The sequence below is a fragment of the Maribacter sp. MMG018 genome (assembly GCF_018100785.1).
Lineage (GTDB): Bacteria > Bacteroidota > Bacteroidia > Flavobacteriales > Flavobacteriaceae > Maribacter.
Genome location: NZ_JAGJEC010000001.1, coordinates 1,106,471 through 1,122,033, shown reverse-complemented (window position 1 = coordinate 1,122,033; position 15,563 = coordinate 1,106,471). Strand labels below are relative to the sequence as shown.

Genomic DNA, 15,563 nt, shown 5'->3' with positions numbered 1-15,563 from the left:
GCGAACAGAAAAGTCTTTACACCCTTTAAAAAACAGCGATACAATAAAACACAAGTACAAAAACCAGTTCATCGCCACATAAATATTTAAAACATTTTTTGATCAAAATGTATTCCATATTAGACAAAACACTTAGTATCTATAGATCATGGATGCTTATATTTGCACAAATATTTAATTGTTGAGCCATTTTTCTATCCAACAACAGTACCTACAGTCTCCCCAAACAGGGAAACTACTGGATACTATTGCCCTTTCTGAAACTACTTCTAACAAAAACATCCAAATAAAAGGCCTTACGGGTTCATCCCTGTCTTTTGTGCTGGCCAATGTTTTTACAAATGCCGAGCTTCCCCTTCTTGCTATTTTTAACGATAAGGAAGAAGCTGCCTATTACCTGAACGATCTAGAACGGTTAATAAACGAAGATGATGTCCTCTTTTATCCCGGCAGTTACAGAAGACCCTACCAGATAGAGGAAACCGATAATGCCAATGTGCTATTGCGGGCCGAAGTTTTAAACCGGATAAACTCTAGAAAAAAACCGGCGCTCATAGTTACCTATCCGGATGCGCTTTTCGAAAAGGTAATTACCAGAAAAGAACTGGACAAGAACACTTTAAAAATAAAATTGGGAGACACCCTCTCTTTAGATTTTTTGAACGAAGTACTGTTCGAGTATCAATTTAAAAGAGTCGATTTTGTTACGGAACCAGGCGAATTTTCTGTTCGTGGGGGTATTGTGGACGTGTATTCCTTTTCACATGACGAGCCCTACCGTATAGAGTTTTTTGGCGATGAGATAGATAGTATCAGAACCTTTGACGTAGAAACACAGCTTTCTAAAGAAAAGGTGAAATCGATCACTATTGTGCCCAATATGGCCGATAAGTTCTTAATAGAAAAAAGACAGAGTTTTTTAAGCTATGTAGCATCTAAAACCTTGGTTTTTGCCAAAAACACAGACCTTTTATATGGTCGTTTGGACGATTTTTTCGAAAAGGCAAAAGAAGCTTTTTTAAAATTATCGAAAGATATAAAGCACGCCGAGCCCGAGGAACTGTTTATGGGCGGTACTGCATTCAAAAATCATTTATCCGATTTTACGCTGCTTACCATGGATTCTCACCGAGATGTATCGGAAGTAGTGGAGTTCCGCACCAAACCCCAACCCTCTTTCAATAAAAAGTTCGATCTATTGATCGATAACCTAAACGGCCATAGAGAACAAGGTTACACCAATTATATTTTTTGCGCCAGCGAGCAACAAGCAAATCGTTTTCACGCAATTTTTGAAGAGGTGAGCAAACAGGTGCATTACCAGATTATCGTTTTTCCATTGTTTCAGGGTTTTGTGGACGACGATAATAAGCTGGTGTGCTATACCGATCATCAAATATTTGAACGCTACCACAAGTTCCACCTTAAAAATGGCTATGCAAAAAAACAGGCCATAACCCTAAAAGAGCTCAACAAACTTGAAATTGGGGATTATGTTACCCATATAGATCATGGTATCGGCAAGTTTGGCGGATTAAAGAAAATAGACGTAGACGGCAAAAAACAAGAGGCCATTAAATTAATGTATGGGGAACGCGACATCTTGTACGTAAGCATACATTCTTTACATAAGATCTCTAAATTTAACGGAAAGGACGGAGCGGTCCCAAAAATATACAAATTAGGTTCTGGGGCTTGGAAAAAAATCAAGGACAAGACCAAGACCCGTGTCAAAAAAATAGCATTCGACCTTATAAAGGTGTATGCCAAAAGAAGACTGGAAAAAGGCTTTCAGTACAGCCCCGATAGTTACTTACAGAACGAATTGGAAGCTTCCTTTATTTACGAAGATACACCCGATCAAAGTACCGCTACCGAAGCCGTAAAAAAAGACATGGAAAGCGAACGCCCCATGGACCGTTTGATCTGTGGAGACGTTGGTTTTGGCAAAACAGAAGTTGCGATTAGGGCCGCCTTCAAAGCTGTGGACAATGGTAAACAGGTAGCCGTACTGGTACCGACCACCATATTGGCTTTTCAGCACCATCGCACGTTTTCCGAAAGATTAAAGGAAATGCCCGTCACGGTCGACTATCTAAATAGATTTAGAACTGCAAAAGAGAAAAAGCAAACTCTTGAGAATTTAGCAGCGGGCAAGGTAGATATCATCATCGGTACGCACCAATTGGTGAACAAAAACGTAAAATTTCAAGATCTTGGACTTTTAATAGTGGACGAGGAACAAAAGTTCGGTGTATCGGTAAAGGACAAATTAAAATCTATAAAAGAGAATGTAGATGTACTTACATTGACGGCCACCCCAATTCCCCGTACCCTTCAGTTCAGCTTAATGGCCGCGCGAGACCTTTCTACGATTACCACTCCCCCACCAAACAGATACCCTATAGAAAGTCAGGTAATTCGTTTTAACGAGGAAACGATCAGGGATGCCGTTAGTTATGAAATTGAACGGGGCGGACAGGTTTTCTTTATTCACAACCGCATAGAAAACATCAAAGAAGTTGCCGGAATGATCCAACGCCTCGTACCCGATGCCAAAGTGGGAATCGGCCATGGGCAAATGGACGGAAAAAAATTAGAGGCCTTAATGCTAGGTTTTATCAACGGTGAATTTGATGTGCTGGTTTCCACCACAATTGTAGAGAGTGGCCTGGATGTAACCAATGCCAACACCATTTTTATTAACAATGCCAATAACTTTGGCCTTAGCGACCTACACCAGATGCGGGGCCGTGTAGGACGTGGAAACAAAAAAGCGTTCTGCTATTTTATTACACCCCCGTATGAAGTGATGACCACCGATGCCCGTAAACGTATTGAAGCACTGGAACAATTTACAGAATTGGGCAGTGGCTTTAATATTGCCATGAAAGACCTTGAAATTAGAGGTGCTGGAGACCTTTTGGGCGGTGAACAAAGTGGCTTTATCAACGAAATAGGTTTTGAGACCTACCAAAAGATATTGGCAGAAGCCATAGAGGAGCTCAAAGAAAATGAATTCAAGGATTTATATGACGAAGTAGAAGGTGATCAAAAAAAGGTATTTGTCAAGGAAACACAGATCGATTCTGATTTTGAATTACTGTTCCCCGATGATTACATCAATAACATCACAGAAAGACTCACCTTGTACACCGACCTTAACCAAGTAAAGGACGAAGAAGCACTACAAAAATTTGAAGCGCAATTGGTAGATCGTTTTGGCGAACTACCCGACGAAGCCCAAGATCTACTAAACTCTGTTCGCATCAAATGGATTGCCAATAGTATAGGGTTAGAAAAAATAGTGATGAAACAAGGTAAGATGATCGGCTATTTTATTAGCGACCAACAATCCGAGTTTTATCAAACCAGCACATTCACCAGAGTATTACAATATGTGCAATCACATGTAAAAGAATGCAAGATCAAAGAAAAACAGACCCGTAAAGGGCTACGTTTATTATTGGTCTTTGACAACATCAGGTCTGTAGACAGGGCTTTATTGGCACTACAACCTTTTGAAACAAAAGAAAAACAAACAGCATAAAGTGGAATTTGATATATCGGAAAAACTGGCTATTGTAAATGTTATCGATGCAGTAATTTATGCTGACGGACAAGTACATAAAGGAGAGATAAATGCTTTTGCCCAACTTATGAAGGTTCTGGATTTTGATACCAATTTTCTTATTCAAGCCCGAAATTTAGATAGGGAACAAAGTATTGAATTACTCAAAAACCTATCTCTCGAAAAGAAAGAATTTCTTTCTAAACGCATGAAAGAAGTAGCTCAGTCCGATGGGTTTGTGCACCATAAAGAAATAGAGATAATAGAACAGGTTTTAGGAGCTATTTAAAAATAGCTCCTATATTATATATCTACCTTGAGTTCTTTTAATTTTGATAGTCAAAATTCTTTTAGCTATTCAAGAATTTTTTTTGGGCCCTGCCCATTGTTTTTAATACAAGTTCAGACATGAGCAACAAAATAGGCCTTAAAGAAGCTATGTCCATAGGCATCGGCGGTATGGTCGGAGGCGGCATCTTTGCCGTTTTAGGACTAGCTGTCTCTTTGGCCCAAGGTGGCACGCCCATTGCATTTTTTATAGCCGGTATTTTAGCTCTTATCACCTCTTACAGTTATGTAAAACTATCGCTGGTCTATCCAGACAGTGGCGGTACCGTAAAATTTTTGAACCAGGGCCTTGGCAAAAACCTGTTCAGCGGTGGCCTCAATAATTTACTATGGATCAGCTATATTATTATGCTCGGGCTCTATGCTTCGGCTTTTGGATCGTATGCCCCAAATTTATTTTCCATTACAGGTGACACTGGCATAGACACCCACTTATACTCAAGTATGGTCGTTATTTTTGCTACTGCCATAAATTACTACAGCATAACGGTAGTGAGTAAAATAGAATCGTATGCCGTTATCATTAAACTTATAATTTTATTTGTTTTTATAGGTATTGGCACATACGGGCTAATTGGCAACCCCTATCTTAGCCAATTGAAACCCGAACATTGGGAAGGTCCTTTGAATTTGTTGACCGGTGGCATGGTTATTTTTGTGGCCTACGAGGGTTTTGAGCTTATTGCCAACTCTGCCTCCAATATTGTAAACCCGGAAAAAAACATTCCAAGGGCCTATTATTGGTCAGTGATTTTTGTAATCGCCCTATATATGATCATAGCAACGGTTACTGTTGGCTCACTATCCTTTTCCGACATATCCGATGCGGAGGACTATGTATTGGCAGAAGCCGCCAAACCCATGCTTGGCGAACTAGGTTTTACCGTTATGACAGTGGCCGCCCTCATATCTACCTTTTCCGCTATTAACGCCTCTTTGTACGGTGGTAGCAGGGTCAGTTACGAAATAGCCGAAGATGATGAATTGCCCCATGAGCTCACAAGTAGATTATGGAACCAACCCATTGGCCTACTGATCACGGCCGTACTTACCTTGATATTGGTGAACACCCTCAACCTTGAAAGTATTTCCACATCGGGCAGTGTAGGTTTTCTCCTCATCTTTTCCATGGTAAATTATAGCGCTTTCAAACTATTTAAAGAGATAAATGCCAATAAAACAATTACATTTCTTGGCTTCATACTTTGTATGGTGGCTACATGTGTTCTTATGGCCCAACAATATTCGGACAACAGATTGGGGGTAATCGTTTCTATTTCGGTTATCTTTAGCTGTTTCTTAATGGAATTCATTTATAAAAAAAGAAAAGATACGTAGTAAATGTTCAAATAAGAACTACGGTTTAGAACCCTTTTAAAAAAGAAGCCAAGACATAAAATAGAAAATTGAAATCTGAGATTATGAGATTATTCGCTATTATTTTTATACTGCTCATTAGCACTGGAGCCAAATCACAACATACCGTATCGGGCAACCTATCGCCTGCAAAATCTTTCAAATGGCTTATGGTATACCATTTAAATTCAAATGGTCAGAGTTATGTAACCGATACGGCCGTAAAAGATGGCCATTTCGAATTTACCTTGTCAAATTCAGTATCCCCAGGAATGTACAGAGTGGTATATGCCGTACCACAAGACACCTACTACATAGATTTTATATACAATTGCGAAGAAGATGTTGTCTTTAATTTTGATCTGGAATCGGGCCTAGATTTTGTCAGTTCGGTAGAAAACAAGCTATATAGCAGTTACTTCTCGGAAATTGACATGTTAAAAAATAGGTTGATGGATTTTTATCAGAAAGAAAATCCTACAGAGAAAGAATATGATCAGATTACGGCCAACCTTAAAAAGGCCCAGGCCAAATATGAAGAAGCATCCAAAGGAACGATCGCCAGTCATTTCATAAAGGCCAACAAACACTATCTACCAGAGAAATTTGTTCCTTTAAACGATTTCCTCAAACTAAAAAAGGATCATTATTTCGATGCTATAGATTTTAAGGATGGCACCATACAATCTTCAGATTTCTTTTCGGATAAAATACTTAGTTATATTTTTTGGGCCATACCCCCAGATGCGACCAAAAGAGACGTTCTGGTAAAGGCCATTAATGAAAATGTGACAGATGTAGCTTCTAAATTAGGAGACATTCCCCTAAACCTTAAAGTACAGATTTTAGACCAAGCTTGGACAAAAGCAAACAACGATGGCGTATATGAAGTTTCCGACTATATTTTTGACAATTACTTAAAAGGTTTTGCCCTAGAGGCCGGCAACAATAATTTGGTAGCCGAAATAGAGACAAATATCAGGTTACGAATAGGAGCGGTCTCACCTGAAATAACTTGGCAGGAAAATGGTGCCACAAAATCTCTTTCAGCACTGAACGGAGCATCTAAATACGTACTTATATTCTGGAGCAGTACATGTTCTCACTGTCTAAACGAATTACCAGGACTTCACAAAGAACTACAAAAATTCGATGGTATAAAAGTTGTGGCCGTAGGACTGGAGGACAACACCGAAAACTGGCAAGCGACCATACCAAGGTTAGCCGATTTTCACCACGCCATCGCTTTGGGAAAATGGGAAAGCGAGTACGCCAAAACTTTTGCCATACAAAAGACCCCATCCTATTTTATATTGGACAGCAAAAAAAGATTTATTGCCAAACCTGAATCTGCAGAAGAGGTAATGGACTTTCTTAAAAAGAAAGATTAGTTATAAAGATTTAAGGTCCTTAATGGTCTTAAAGGCAATATCTACCTGCTCGTCGTTTACCAAAATAGTAAACTCGTTGGTAGTGGAAATAACTTCGTAAAGCACGATACCTTCCCAAGCCAAGCGCTGAAAAATAAAGTAATAAATTCCCGGCACAGAAACATTCTCTGCTGGGAGTTTTACTGTTATAGAAGATAGATCTTCAGCTTTTTGAGTACATTTTTCATTCTTAAAAAGCTGCTCTACCGTTTTGTCCATTAAATTACTGATAACAATATTGATCTCATTTACACCCCTGCTCGAAGTGTAAAAAACATCTTGGTTATCATTTATCTCCTCTAACAATTTGGCTTGCTGTACCAAAATATTGTCAGATGCCAAGAAGGTATAATCGGTAAGCGAAGATCTCACCGTAATTTCACCAATATTTTTTAAAACCTTTAAAATCTTATGGGTCGCCCTAAACTCTAAATCGTCAGACAATCTTTTTAACGCCATCACAATGGCCCCATTACGAATTTCCTTCCCTAATTCAGACTCGATTTCAGGTTTTACGATTCTAGACAAGGAAGTTAGGTTTATAATTCCTTGAGCTAAAGCGCTTTGCAAAAAAGGCTTTTTCTTAATGTATTGTTCTACAACAGACGATATTGTTTTCATAAGTTTTTAGTTGTTGTGCAAATATAACAACTTGTTACAAATAAAACAAAATGTTTTTAAAATTTATCCTATTAATATGGTAGAGTATTAAAAATGGTAAAAAGCAGATTCTAAATGTTCTATTTTAAAGATGCTTTTATTTTTTAGTATCGTAATCACATCAAATCGTATTTCTACATCCAAATCTTTAGAGGTTACGTAATGATCGGCGGCCATGACCAACAACTTAATTTTTTTAGGGGTAATGGTTTCCGCAATGTTCTCTATAAAGTCAGAACTTCTTGAGCGCACCTCAACAACAGCCAATACATTGTCTTTCTCAGCAATTATATCTACTTCTGCCTGTAAGTACCTATAATTTCTATAACATATAGAATATCCTTTTTTCTCCAAGAAATTCTTTGCTATTTCTTCACCTTCCTTCCCAAACTCGTTATGTCTCCCCATAATAATAAGTTAAAACGTGCATTTCATCGAAAATATACGTTATTTGACGTTTTTTTTGAATTAAGAAGCTAATTTCGATTGCCGGTCAACGAAAATATACGGATTTATATACTATCCAAAATTTCGTGTCGTTAAATAGAAGCCCCAACTCTATAGAACGTAATTTAATAACGCCTTACTAAGACTATGGAATATTTCATTAATTGTAATACTTCTACTCTTGCACCCTATAATGCTCCTTTAGACCAGCTAAGAGCTTCGCATTTGTACAGAAGGTTAGGATTTAGTGCATCTGTACAAACCATTAAACAAGCAATAGGTCAGAATTCAGGAACATTGGTAGACACACTTGTGGACCAAGCTATTGGCATGGCTCCCTTACCGGCCCCTACATGGGCGGACTGGAACAATGCCGACTACCCTGCGGACGATGATGCCAGAAACCAACTTATAAACGAACAGCGATCTCAATTCACACTAGATTATGCCAATAGTCTTTTAAACAACAACCTAAGGGATCGTTTAAGCTTTTTTTGGAGCAATCATTTCGTGACCCAAATAGAAGTGTACAATTGTAATTCATTTTTATACCATTACATCAACTGCCTACAAACATATGCTATTGGTAATTTTAAAACATTTGTGCGCGAAGTCGGCCTCACCAGTGCGATGTTATACTATTTGGATGGCGCCTATAACAACGGTAGCAATCCAAATGAAAACTATGCGCGTGAACTATACGAACTTTTTACCCTAGGTGAAGGTAATGGGTATACGGAAGAAGATATTGTAGAAACTGCCAGGGCCCTAAGTGGTTATGTAGAACGTGGCGAAGAAGGTTGTACACAAGTCACCTTTGACCCGACAAAACATGATGACGGCACCAAGACCATTTTAGGACAGACCGGTAATTGGGGTTACGACGATGTAATCGATATTCTTTTCGAACAAAGAGGTAATGAAGTTGCCGAATTCATTTGTAGAAAACTATATGAATTCTTTGTTCATCCAGACTCGAAAGATGAGATGAACAATGCCCAAACCATAATAGATGGTATGGCAGCGACCTTTGTTCTTAACGATTTTGAAATAGCACCGGTACTAAGGCAACTTTTTAAAAGTGAACACTTTTTTGACGATGAAGCTATAGGGGTTATTATAAAAAGTCCGTTCGACTTCTACTTTAACACCCTAAAGGAAACCAGTTTTGCATATGACGATACCACTGTAAGCGGAATGGTCTATTATAGTGAACTATTGAGTCAAAAACTGTTCAACCCATTTGACGTTAACGGCTGGCAACGAGATAGAACTTGGATAAACACAAATTTTCTAATAGGTAGATGGCTTACCATTGAAAGTATTTTACAGAGTTTTTATCAAGATAATAACGAACAATTTAGAACTTTTGGACTGGAAATTACCGGAACCTCAGGTATGACCAGTGCCAACCCCGATGTTATCGCTCGACAAATTATAGATTTTGTGTTACCTAAAGGCCTTCTTAACGAAGCCGAATACGAAAAGGCTTTCGCTATTTTCAGAAGTGATGTGGAAGATGTTTACTACGAAGGCGGCAATCAAGAATCTTGGACATTGAGCACCTGGCCCCAAGCGCCGTACCAAGTATACTTATTACTTCAATATTTAGCAAGGCAACCAGAATTTCAATTAAAATAACAACACCTACTACTATGTGCAATAAACCTCATTCACCCCACAAAGGACTAGAACACGATGGTCATGATCACGAACACCAGTATTGGAGTCGCCGTTCTTTTTTACAAGCACTCGGAATAGCCGGTTCAGGCTCTATGATGTTAGGTGCCAATATGCTTACAGCTTCCGCCCCTTCCCCATTATCTGCCGGAATTGCGGCTGCTGAAACGGACAACATTCTAATACTAATTAGACTTGCAGGTGGCAACGATGGCTTAAGTACCGTTATCCCCATAGAACAGTACGATAGTTATGCCAACGCAAGACCTAACATCTACATTCCGGAAAGTAAGGTATTAAAGCTTACGGACGAATTTGGCGTTCCATCCTACATGAGTGCATTGGAACCTATGTGGGGAAATGGGCAATTTAAAGCGGTACACGGGGTAGGTTATGAAGGGCAAAGTCTTTCCCACTTTACGGGATCCGACATATTTGCCAATACAGACCTTACCACAACCGGTTTTAGTGGGCTTAATACCGGGTGGATGGGAAGACACTTCGAAAACATTTATCCAGATTATTTGGTAAACCCACCAGCAGCACCTGCGGCCATTCAAATAGGCCAATTTGGTAGTTTGGTTTTTCAAGGGGAAGAAACCAACTATGCCTTTGTGACCTCTAATGTCGACCAACTTGAAGAAATAGCGGAATCTGGTGTAGTTTATGGCCTGGACGATACACTGTTCAACGATTGTATGTATGGTGACCAATTAAAATTTTTAAGAGGTGTTGCCAATACTACCTATGAATACTCTGGTATGATACACGAAGCATATGAAAGAGGAGAAGCCCTAGGTTGTGGTGTTGAATACCAAGATAATTCTTTCGCCAGACAGTTATCCGTTATATCTAAACTGATAAAAGGCAATTTAGGAACCAAGGTATACATGATATCAATGTCGGGCTTCGATACCCACGGTAACCAACCTTTGGTACATGAAAGATTAATGACCAATCTGTCTATCGCAATAAATAATTTTTACGAAGATCTGGCCTGTACACAACAAGACAGTAAGGTATTAAGTATGACCTTCTCTGAATTCGGGCGTCGAATCTTTGAAAACGGTTCTAACGGAACCGATCACGGTAAAGCGGCCCCTACCCTATTCTTTGGGTCTGGCTTAAACGGTAGTGCCTTTGTGGGTGACCACCCAACATTGGATAACCCGGACGGAAGAGGAAACCTAGAGTACACGATGGACTTTAGAGACCTGTACGCCACCGTTTTGGCAGAATGGTTGTGTGTAGACATTCCATTGGTAGAACAACATTTACTGAACCATCCATATGCACCGGTCAACTTGGGCTTTAATTGTAGTGGCACCGATTTTCCCGATATTGTATACAGTGATGGTGAGGTAACCCCACCGACCCAACCAGGAGAAGAAAGTACGGATCCATTTAACCCAGATCTGTTGAACGCTATAGTACATAAACCTTTTTATCCAACGGACAGTACTCCACATATTTATTTAGAAATGCCCTTTACCGCTCAAGTAGACATTCAACTTTATAATATTCTTGGACAGCATGTAGGCACGGTATTTAACGAAATGATGCTAGAGGGTTCCACAGAGATAAACATACGAGAGCGCATACCAAAGCACCTATCTACCGGTAAGTACATTTATAGAATAAGTGTACAGAATCAAAAAATGAGCAAATCGGTAATGGTAGCTTAATCTGTTTCCCCACTATGCAACTTAACCTTCGGCAGTATCTTACACAGGTACACCGAGGGTTTTCTCTTTTTTGAAAAACAGGCATTGCCCCGCCTTAAAAATCTTTATTTTTGTGCCCTAATAAAAATTTAGATGTCCACAATAAAAACACCCAAAAGATATACGATTACCGCAGCACTGCCCTATACCAATGGCCCTATACATATTGGACATTTGGCAGGTGTATACGTGCCTGCAGATATTTATGTGCGTTATTTGCGATTAACAGGTAAAGATGTAGTCTTTGTTTGTGGAAGTGATGAACATGGTGTAGCCATATCAATGAAGGCGAAAAAAGAAGGAATTTCCCCAAAAGATGTAATCGACAAATACCACGGTATTATAAAACAGTCTTTTTCAGACTTCGGAATTGCCTTCGACAATTACTCTAGAACATCGGCAAAAGTGCATCACGACACAGCATCCGCTTTCTTTAAGAAGCTTTATGATCAAGATGATTTTATAGAGGAGACCACTGCACAGTTATATGATGAAGAAGCAAAGCAATTTTTAGCGGACCGTTTTGTGGTAGGCACTTGTCCTAAATGTGGAAATGAAGAAGCATACGGCGACCAATGCGAAAATTGTGGTTCGTCCTTAAATGCCACCGACCTAATTAATCCAAAATCTACCATTACAGGTACCGTACCTACGACCAAAGAAACCACCCATTGGTTTTTACCCCTTAACAGGTATGAGGACTTTTTAAGGGAATGGATACTAAAAGGACACAAAGACGACTGGAAACCTAACGTTTACGGCCAATGTAAATCATGGATAGATGGCGGCCTAGAACCTAGGGCCGTAACAAGAGACCTCGATTGGGGGATACCCGTACCCGTAAAAGGTGGAGAAGGAAAAGTACTTTATGTTTGGTTCGATGCCCCTATCGGATATATCTCTTCCACCAAGGAGTGGGCCCAACAAAACAACAAAGATTGGGAACCATATTGGAAAGACAAAGACACTAAACTGGTACACTTTATAGGCAAGGACAATATTGTTTTTCACTGTATAATTTTTCCTTCCATTTTAAAGGCACACGGAGATTATATACTTCCGGACAATGTTCCTGCGAACGAATTCTTGAACTTGGAGGGCAACAAACTGTCCACTTCAAAAAACTGGGCTGTCTGGCTACATGAATATCTTGTAGATTTTCCAGACATGCAAGATGTATTAAGATACACCCTCACGGCAAATGCACCGGAAACAAAGGACAACGATTTTACCTGGAAAGATTTTCAGGCAAGAAACAATAACGAATTGGTTGCCATTTTTGGTAACTTCATTAATCGTGTCGTAGTGCTCACCAATAAGTATTATGATGGATCAGTACCTACACCGGTCAATTTTACTGATGTAGACCTTAAAACGCTCCAAGAACTAAAAAAATTCCCAGAGATTATCTCTGGCTCTTTGGAACGCTATCGCTTTCGGGAAGCTGGGCAAGAATTAATGAACCTGGCCCGCCTCGGTAACAAGTATTTAGCGGACGAAGAACCTTGGAAAGTTATAAAACAAGATGAAGAACGGGTAAAAACCATAATGTACGTAGCTTTACAAATTGCTACGGGCCTTGCTATTCTAAGTGAGCCTTTTTTACCTTTTACCTCCAAAAAACTAAAGAATATTCTAGCTATTTCAGAACAAGGCCTAAAATGGGAAAGTGTATCCAAAGAAGAGCCATTACTACCTGCAGACCACAAAATTAACAAGGCCGAGTTATTGTTCAGAAAAATTGAAGATTCTGAAATACAAGCACAATTAGACAAACTAGAAGCCACAAAAAAAGTGAACGAACAAGAAAACAAGGTAGTTGTACCGCAAAAAGACACCATTACTTTCGATGATTTTTCTAAACTGGATATGCGTGTCGGCACCATAGTAGAGGCTGAAAAAATGGCGAAAGCCAAGAAATTATTAGTGCTGAAGGTAGACACCGGCTTAGACACCAGAACTATTGTTTCGGGTATTGCAGAAAGCTTTAAGCCAGAAGAAATCGTAGGGAAAAAAGTTACCGTACTTGTAAATTTAGCACCAAGAGCCTTGAGAGGTGTTGAAAGTGAAGGTATGATCTTAATGACCGAAAACGCAGAAGGCAAACTGGTATTCGTTAACCCTGATGAAGACGGGGTGGACAATGGATCAACAATAAGCTAAACGGATAGCTTTTAAAATTTCTTTTTAAATGACGATTACCGAAAAAAACACTTTGGTCAAGTATGTTGTGCAACGTACTGAACTTGCAGAAAAGAACATACAGAACACCATAGAACTTTTAGACCAAGATTGCACCGTACCTTTTATAGCCCGTTACAGAAAAGAAAAGACCGGCGGACTAGATGAAGTACAGATCGGGGCAATCGTTCAATACAAAGAGCTGTTCGAAACGATTGAAAAAAGAAAAAAAGCAATTCTTAAAGCGGTCGAGGAGCAAGGGCTATTGACCAACGAATTAAAGGCAAAATTTGAAGCAGCCGATGATTTGACCAAACTGGAAGACCTATACCTTCCATTTAAAAAAAGCAAAAAGACAAAAGCGGAAGTAGCCAGAAAACAAGGCCTAGAACCTTTGGCAAAAATCATCATGGCCCAACGTTCGGACGAAATAGAGTTTATTGCTTCCAGATATTTAGGTCCCGAAATAGAAAATGAAGACGATGCTTTAGAGGGGGCCAGGCACATTATTGCCGAATGGATCAATGAAAGAACCGATATACGTGACCAAATACGTACGCAACTCGAACGTTTTGCATTGATTACCACAAAGGTAATCTCTACTAAAAAAGAAGATGAAAAAGCTCAAAAATTTCGTGATTATTTTGATTGGAGCGAACCTTTAAACAGATGCCCCTCGCATCGTTTACTGGCAATTTTGAGAGCTGAATCAGAAAAATTCATCCGGGTTAAAATTGAATTGGACGAAGAAAGGCTGCTGGACCGTATTGAACGTAGAATTATCAAAACAAACAATGAATGTGCCGACCATATTAAAATGGCCATTGCCGACGCATATAAAAGATTGTTGTTTCCCTCTTTGTCGAACGAACTGCTGAAGAAAGCAAAAGAAAAGGCCGATGACGATGCCATTGCTGTTTTTTCTAAAAACCTAAGACAGTTATTATTAGGGGCTCCCTTGGGCGAAAAACGCATTTTGGCGATTGATCCCGGTTTTAGAACCGGCTGTAAAGTCGTATGTCTAGATGCGCAAGGTAATTTGGTGCACAACGAAACCATTTACCCCCACGCCCCTCAAAACGACGTATCCGGGGCTATCAAAAAATTAAGCTCTTTAGCGGATGCCTACAAAATAGAAGCCATTGCCATAGGAAACGGAACAGCTTCCAGAGAAACAGAGCGCCTAGTAAAAAAGGTAGCCTTTAAACACCCTATAGAAGTTTTTGTAGTCAGTGAAGCGGGCGCATCTATCTACTCTGCCTCTAAAATCGCCAGAGAAGAATTTCCTAACTACGATGTAACCGTTAGAGGCGCCGTATCTATCGGCAGACGGTTGGCAGACCCATTGGCCGAATTGGTAAAAATAGACCCAAAATCTATCGGGGTCGGACAATACCAGCATGATGTAGACCAGAGCAAACTAAAAAAATCTTTGGACATGGTCGTAGAAAGCTGTGTAAACTCGGTGGGTGTAAACATTAACACTGCCAGCGTTCCTTTATTGAGTTATGTTTCTGGAATTGGCCCCAAACTTGCGAAAAACATAGTGTCATATAGAAAAGAAATAGGGTCTTATACCAGTAGAAAAGAAATTTTGAAAGTACCCCGGTTGGGAGGAAAAGCTTTTGAACAAGGCGCAGGTTTTCTACGCATAAAAGATGCCAAAAACCCCTTGGACGATTCCGCTGTACACCCAGAAAGTTATGCCATAGTCAAAAAAATGGCTTCTGACAAAAATAAACAAGTACCTGAACTTATAGGAAACAAGGCCTTGTTAAAGGAAATTGAACTAACCCGTTATTGTACCGACACGATCGGCATACCTACCTTAGAGGACATTCTTTCAGAGTTGGAAAAACCAGGATTGGACCGTAGGGAAAAAGCGAAGGTTTTCTCTTTTGACCAAAACATAAAATCGATAACCGATTTAAGGGAAGGCCAATTATTGCCCGGCATTGTAAACAACATCACCAATTTTGGGTGCTTTGTGGACATAGGGATAAAGGAAAGTGGACTTATACACGTGTCCAATCTCTCGGACGGATTTGTAAAAGATGTAAACGCCCACGTAAGCCTACACCAACAGGTAATCGTAAAAGTATTGGCGGTAGATATTTCAAGAAAACGAATTCAGTTAAAATTGCACAAGTAATTTTCCTAAAATAT

At 39.6% G+C, this 15,563-nt stretch carries 10 protein-coding genes; 8 read left to right on the top strand and 2 right to left on the bottom strand.

Annotated elements, in window-relative coordinates; all coding sequences use genetic code 11:
- The first annotated feature begins 181 nt into the window (after window positions 1-181).
- The 4 genes from mfd to J8L85_RS04870 all read left to right on the top strand — a co-directional run bounded on the left by mfd (window position 182) and on the right by J8L85_RS04870 (window position 6,666).
- Window positions 182-3,550, top strand: coding sequence for a transcription-repair coupling factor (gene mfd / locus J8L85_RS04885; protein WP_211015101.1), 3,369 nt, complete (start codon window positions 182-184; stop codon window positions 3,548-3,550).
- Entirely contained in the window at window positions 3,522-3,860 is a 339-nt protein-coding gene (locus J8L85_RS04880) for a TerB family tellurite resistance protein (protein WP_211015099.1), read from the top strand. The genes mfd and J8L85_RS04880 overlap by 29 nt, the downstream gene beginning before the upstream one ends.
- A 119-nt stretch (window positions 3,861-3,979) precedes the next feature.
- On the top strand, window positions 3,980-5,257 hold the full coding sequence (locus J8L85_RS04875) for an APC family permease (RefSeq protein ID WP_211015097.1): 1,278 nt from the start codon (window positions 3,980-3,982) through the stop codon (window positions 5,255-5,257).
- 83 nt (window positions 5,258-5,340) lie between these two features.
- Window positions 5,341-6,666 carry a TlpA disulfide reductase family protein gene (locus tag J8L85_RS04870; protein WP_211015094.1) on the top strand — a complete coding sequence of 442 codons (1,326 nt, stop codon included), beginning with the start codon at window positions 5,341-5,343 and terminating at the stop codon, window positions 6,664-6,666.
- Here J8L85_RS04870 and J8L85_RS04865 read toward each other — a convergent pair whose 3' ends face one another.
- Both J8L85_RS04865 and J8L85_RS04860 read right to left on the bottom strand, forming a co-directional pair.
- Window positions 6,667-7,326 (bottom strand): aspartate kinase, encoded by a 660-nt coding sequence (locus J8L85_RS04865; RefSeq protein ID WP_211015092.1) that lies wholly within the window; start codon window positions 7,324-7,326, stop codon window positions 6,667-6,669. It lies immediately after the preceding gene.
- 87 nt (window positions 7,327-7,413) lie between these two features.
- Entirely contained in the window at window positions 7,414-7,773 is a 360-nt protein-coding gene (locus J8L85_RS04860; RefSeq protein WP_211015090.1) for a YraN family protein, read from the bottom strand.
- A 186-nt stretch (window positions 7,774-7,959) separates the two neighbouring features.
- On the opposite strand from J8L85_RS04860, the gene J8L85_RS04855 reads away from it, so the two are divergent.
- The 4 genes from J8L85_RS04855 to J8L85_RS04840 all read left to right on the top strand — a co-directional run bounded on the left by J8L85_RS04855 (window position 7,960) and on the right by J8L85_RS04840 (window position 15,549).
- The gene (locus tag J8L85_RS04855; protein ID WP_211015088.1) at window positions 7,960-9,453 is read left to right on the top strand and encodes a DUF1800 domain-containing protein; all 1,494 of its coding nucleotides are present in this window, start codon (window positions 7,960-7,962) and stop codon (window positions 9,451-9,453) included.
- A 14-nt stretch (window positions 9,454-9,467) separates the two neighbouring features.
- A complete protein-coding gene (locus J8L85_RS04850) occupies window positions 9,468-11,177 on the top strand; it encodes a DUF1501 domain-containing protein (protein WP_211015086.1) in 1,710 nt (569 codons plus the stop codon).
- Between the two features lie 132 nt (window positions 11,178-11,309).
- The gene (metG, locus tag J8L85_RS04845) at window positions 11,310-13,379 is read left to right on the top strand and encodes a methionine--tRNA ligase (protein WP_211015084.1); all 2,070 of its coding nucleotides are present in this window, start codon (window positions 11,310-11,312) and stop codon (window positions 13,377-13,379) included.
- Window positions 13,380-13,407: 28 nt separating this feature from the next.
- Entirely contained in the window at window positions 13,408-15,549 is a 2,142-nt protein-coding gene (locus J8L85_RS04840) for a Tex family protein (RefSeq protein ID WP_211015082.1), read from the top strand.
- Window positions 15,550-15,563 lie beyond the last annotated feature (14 nt).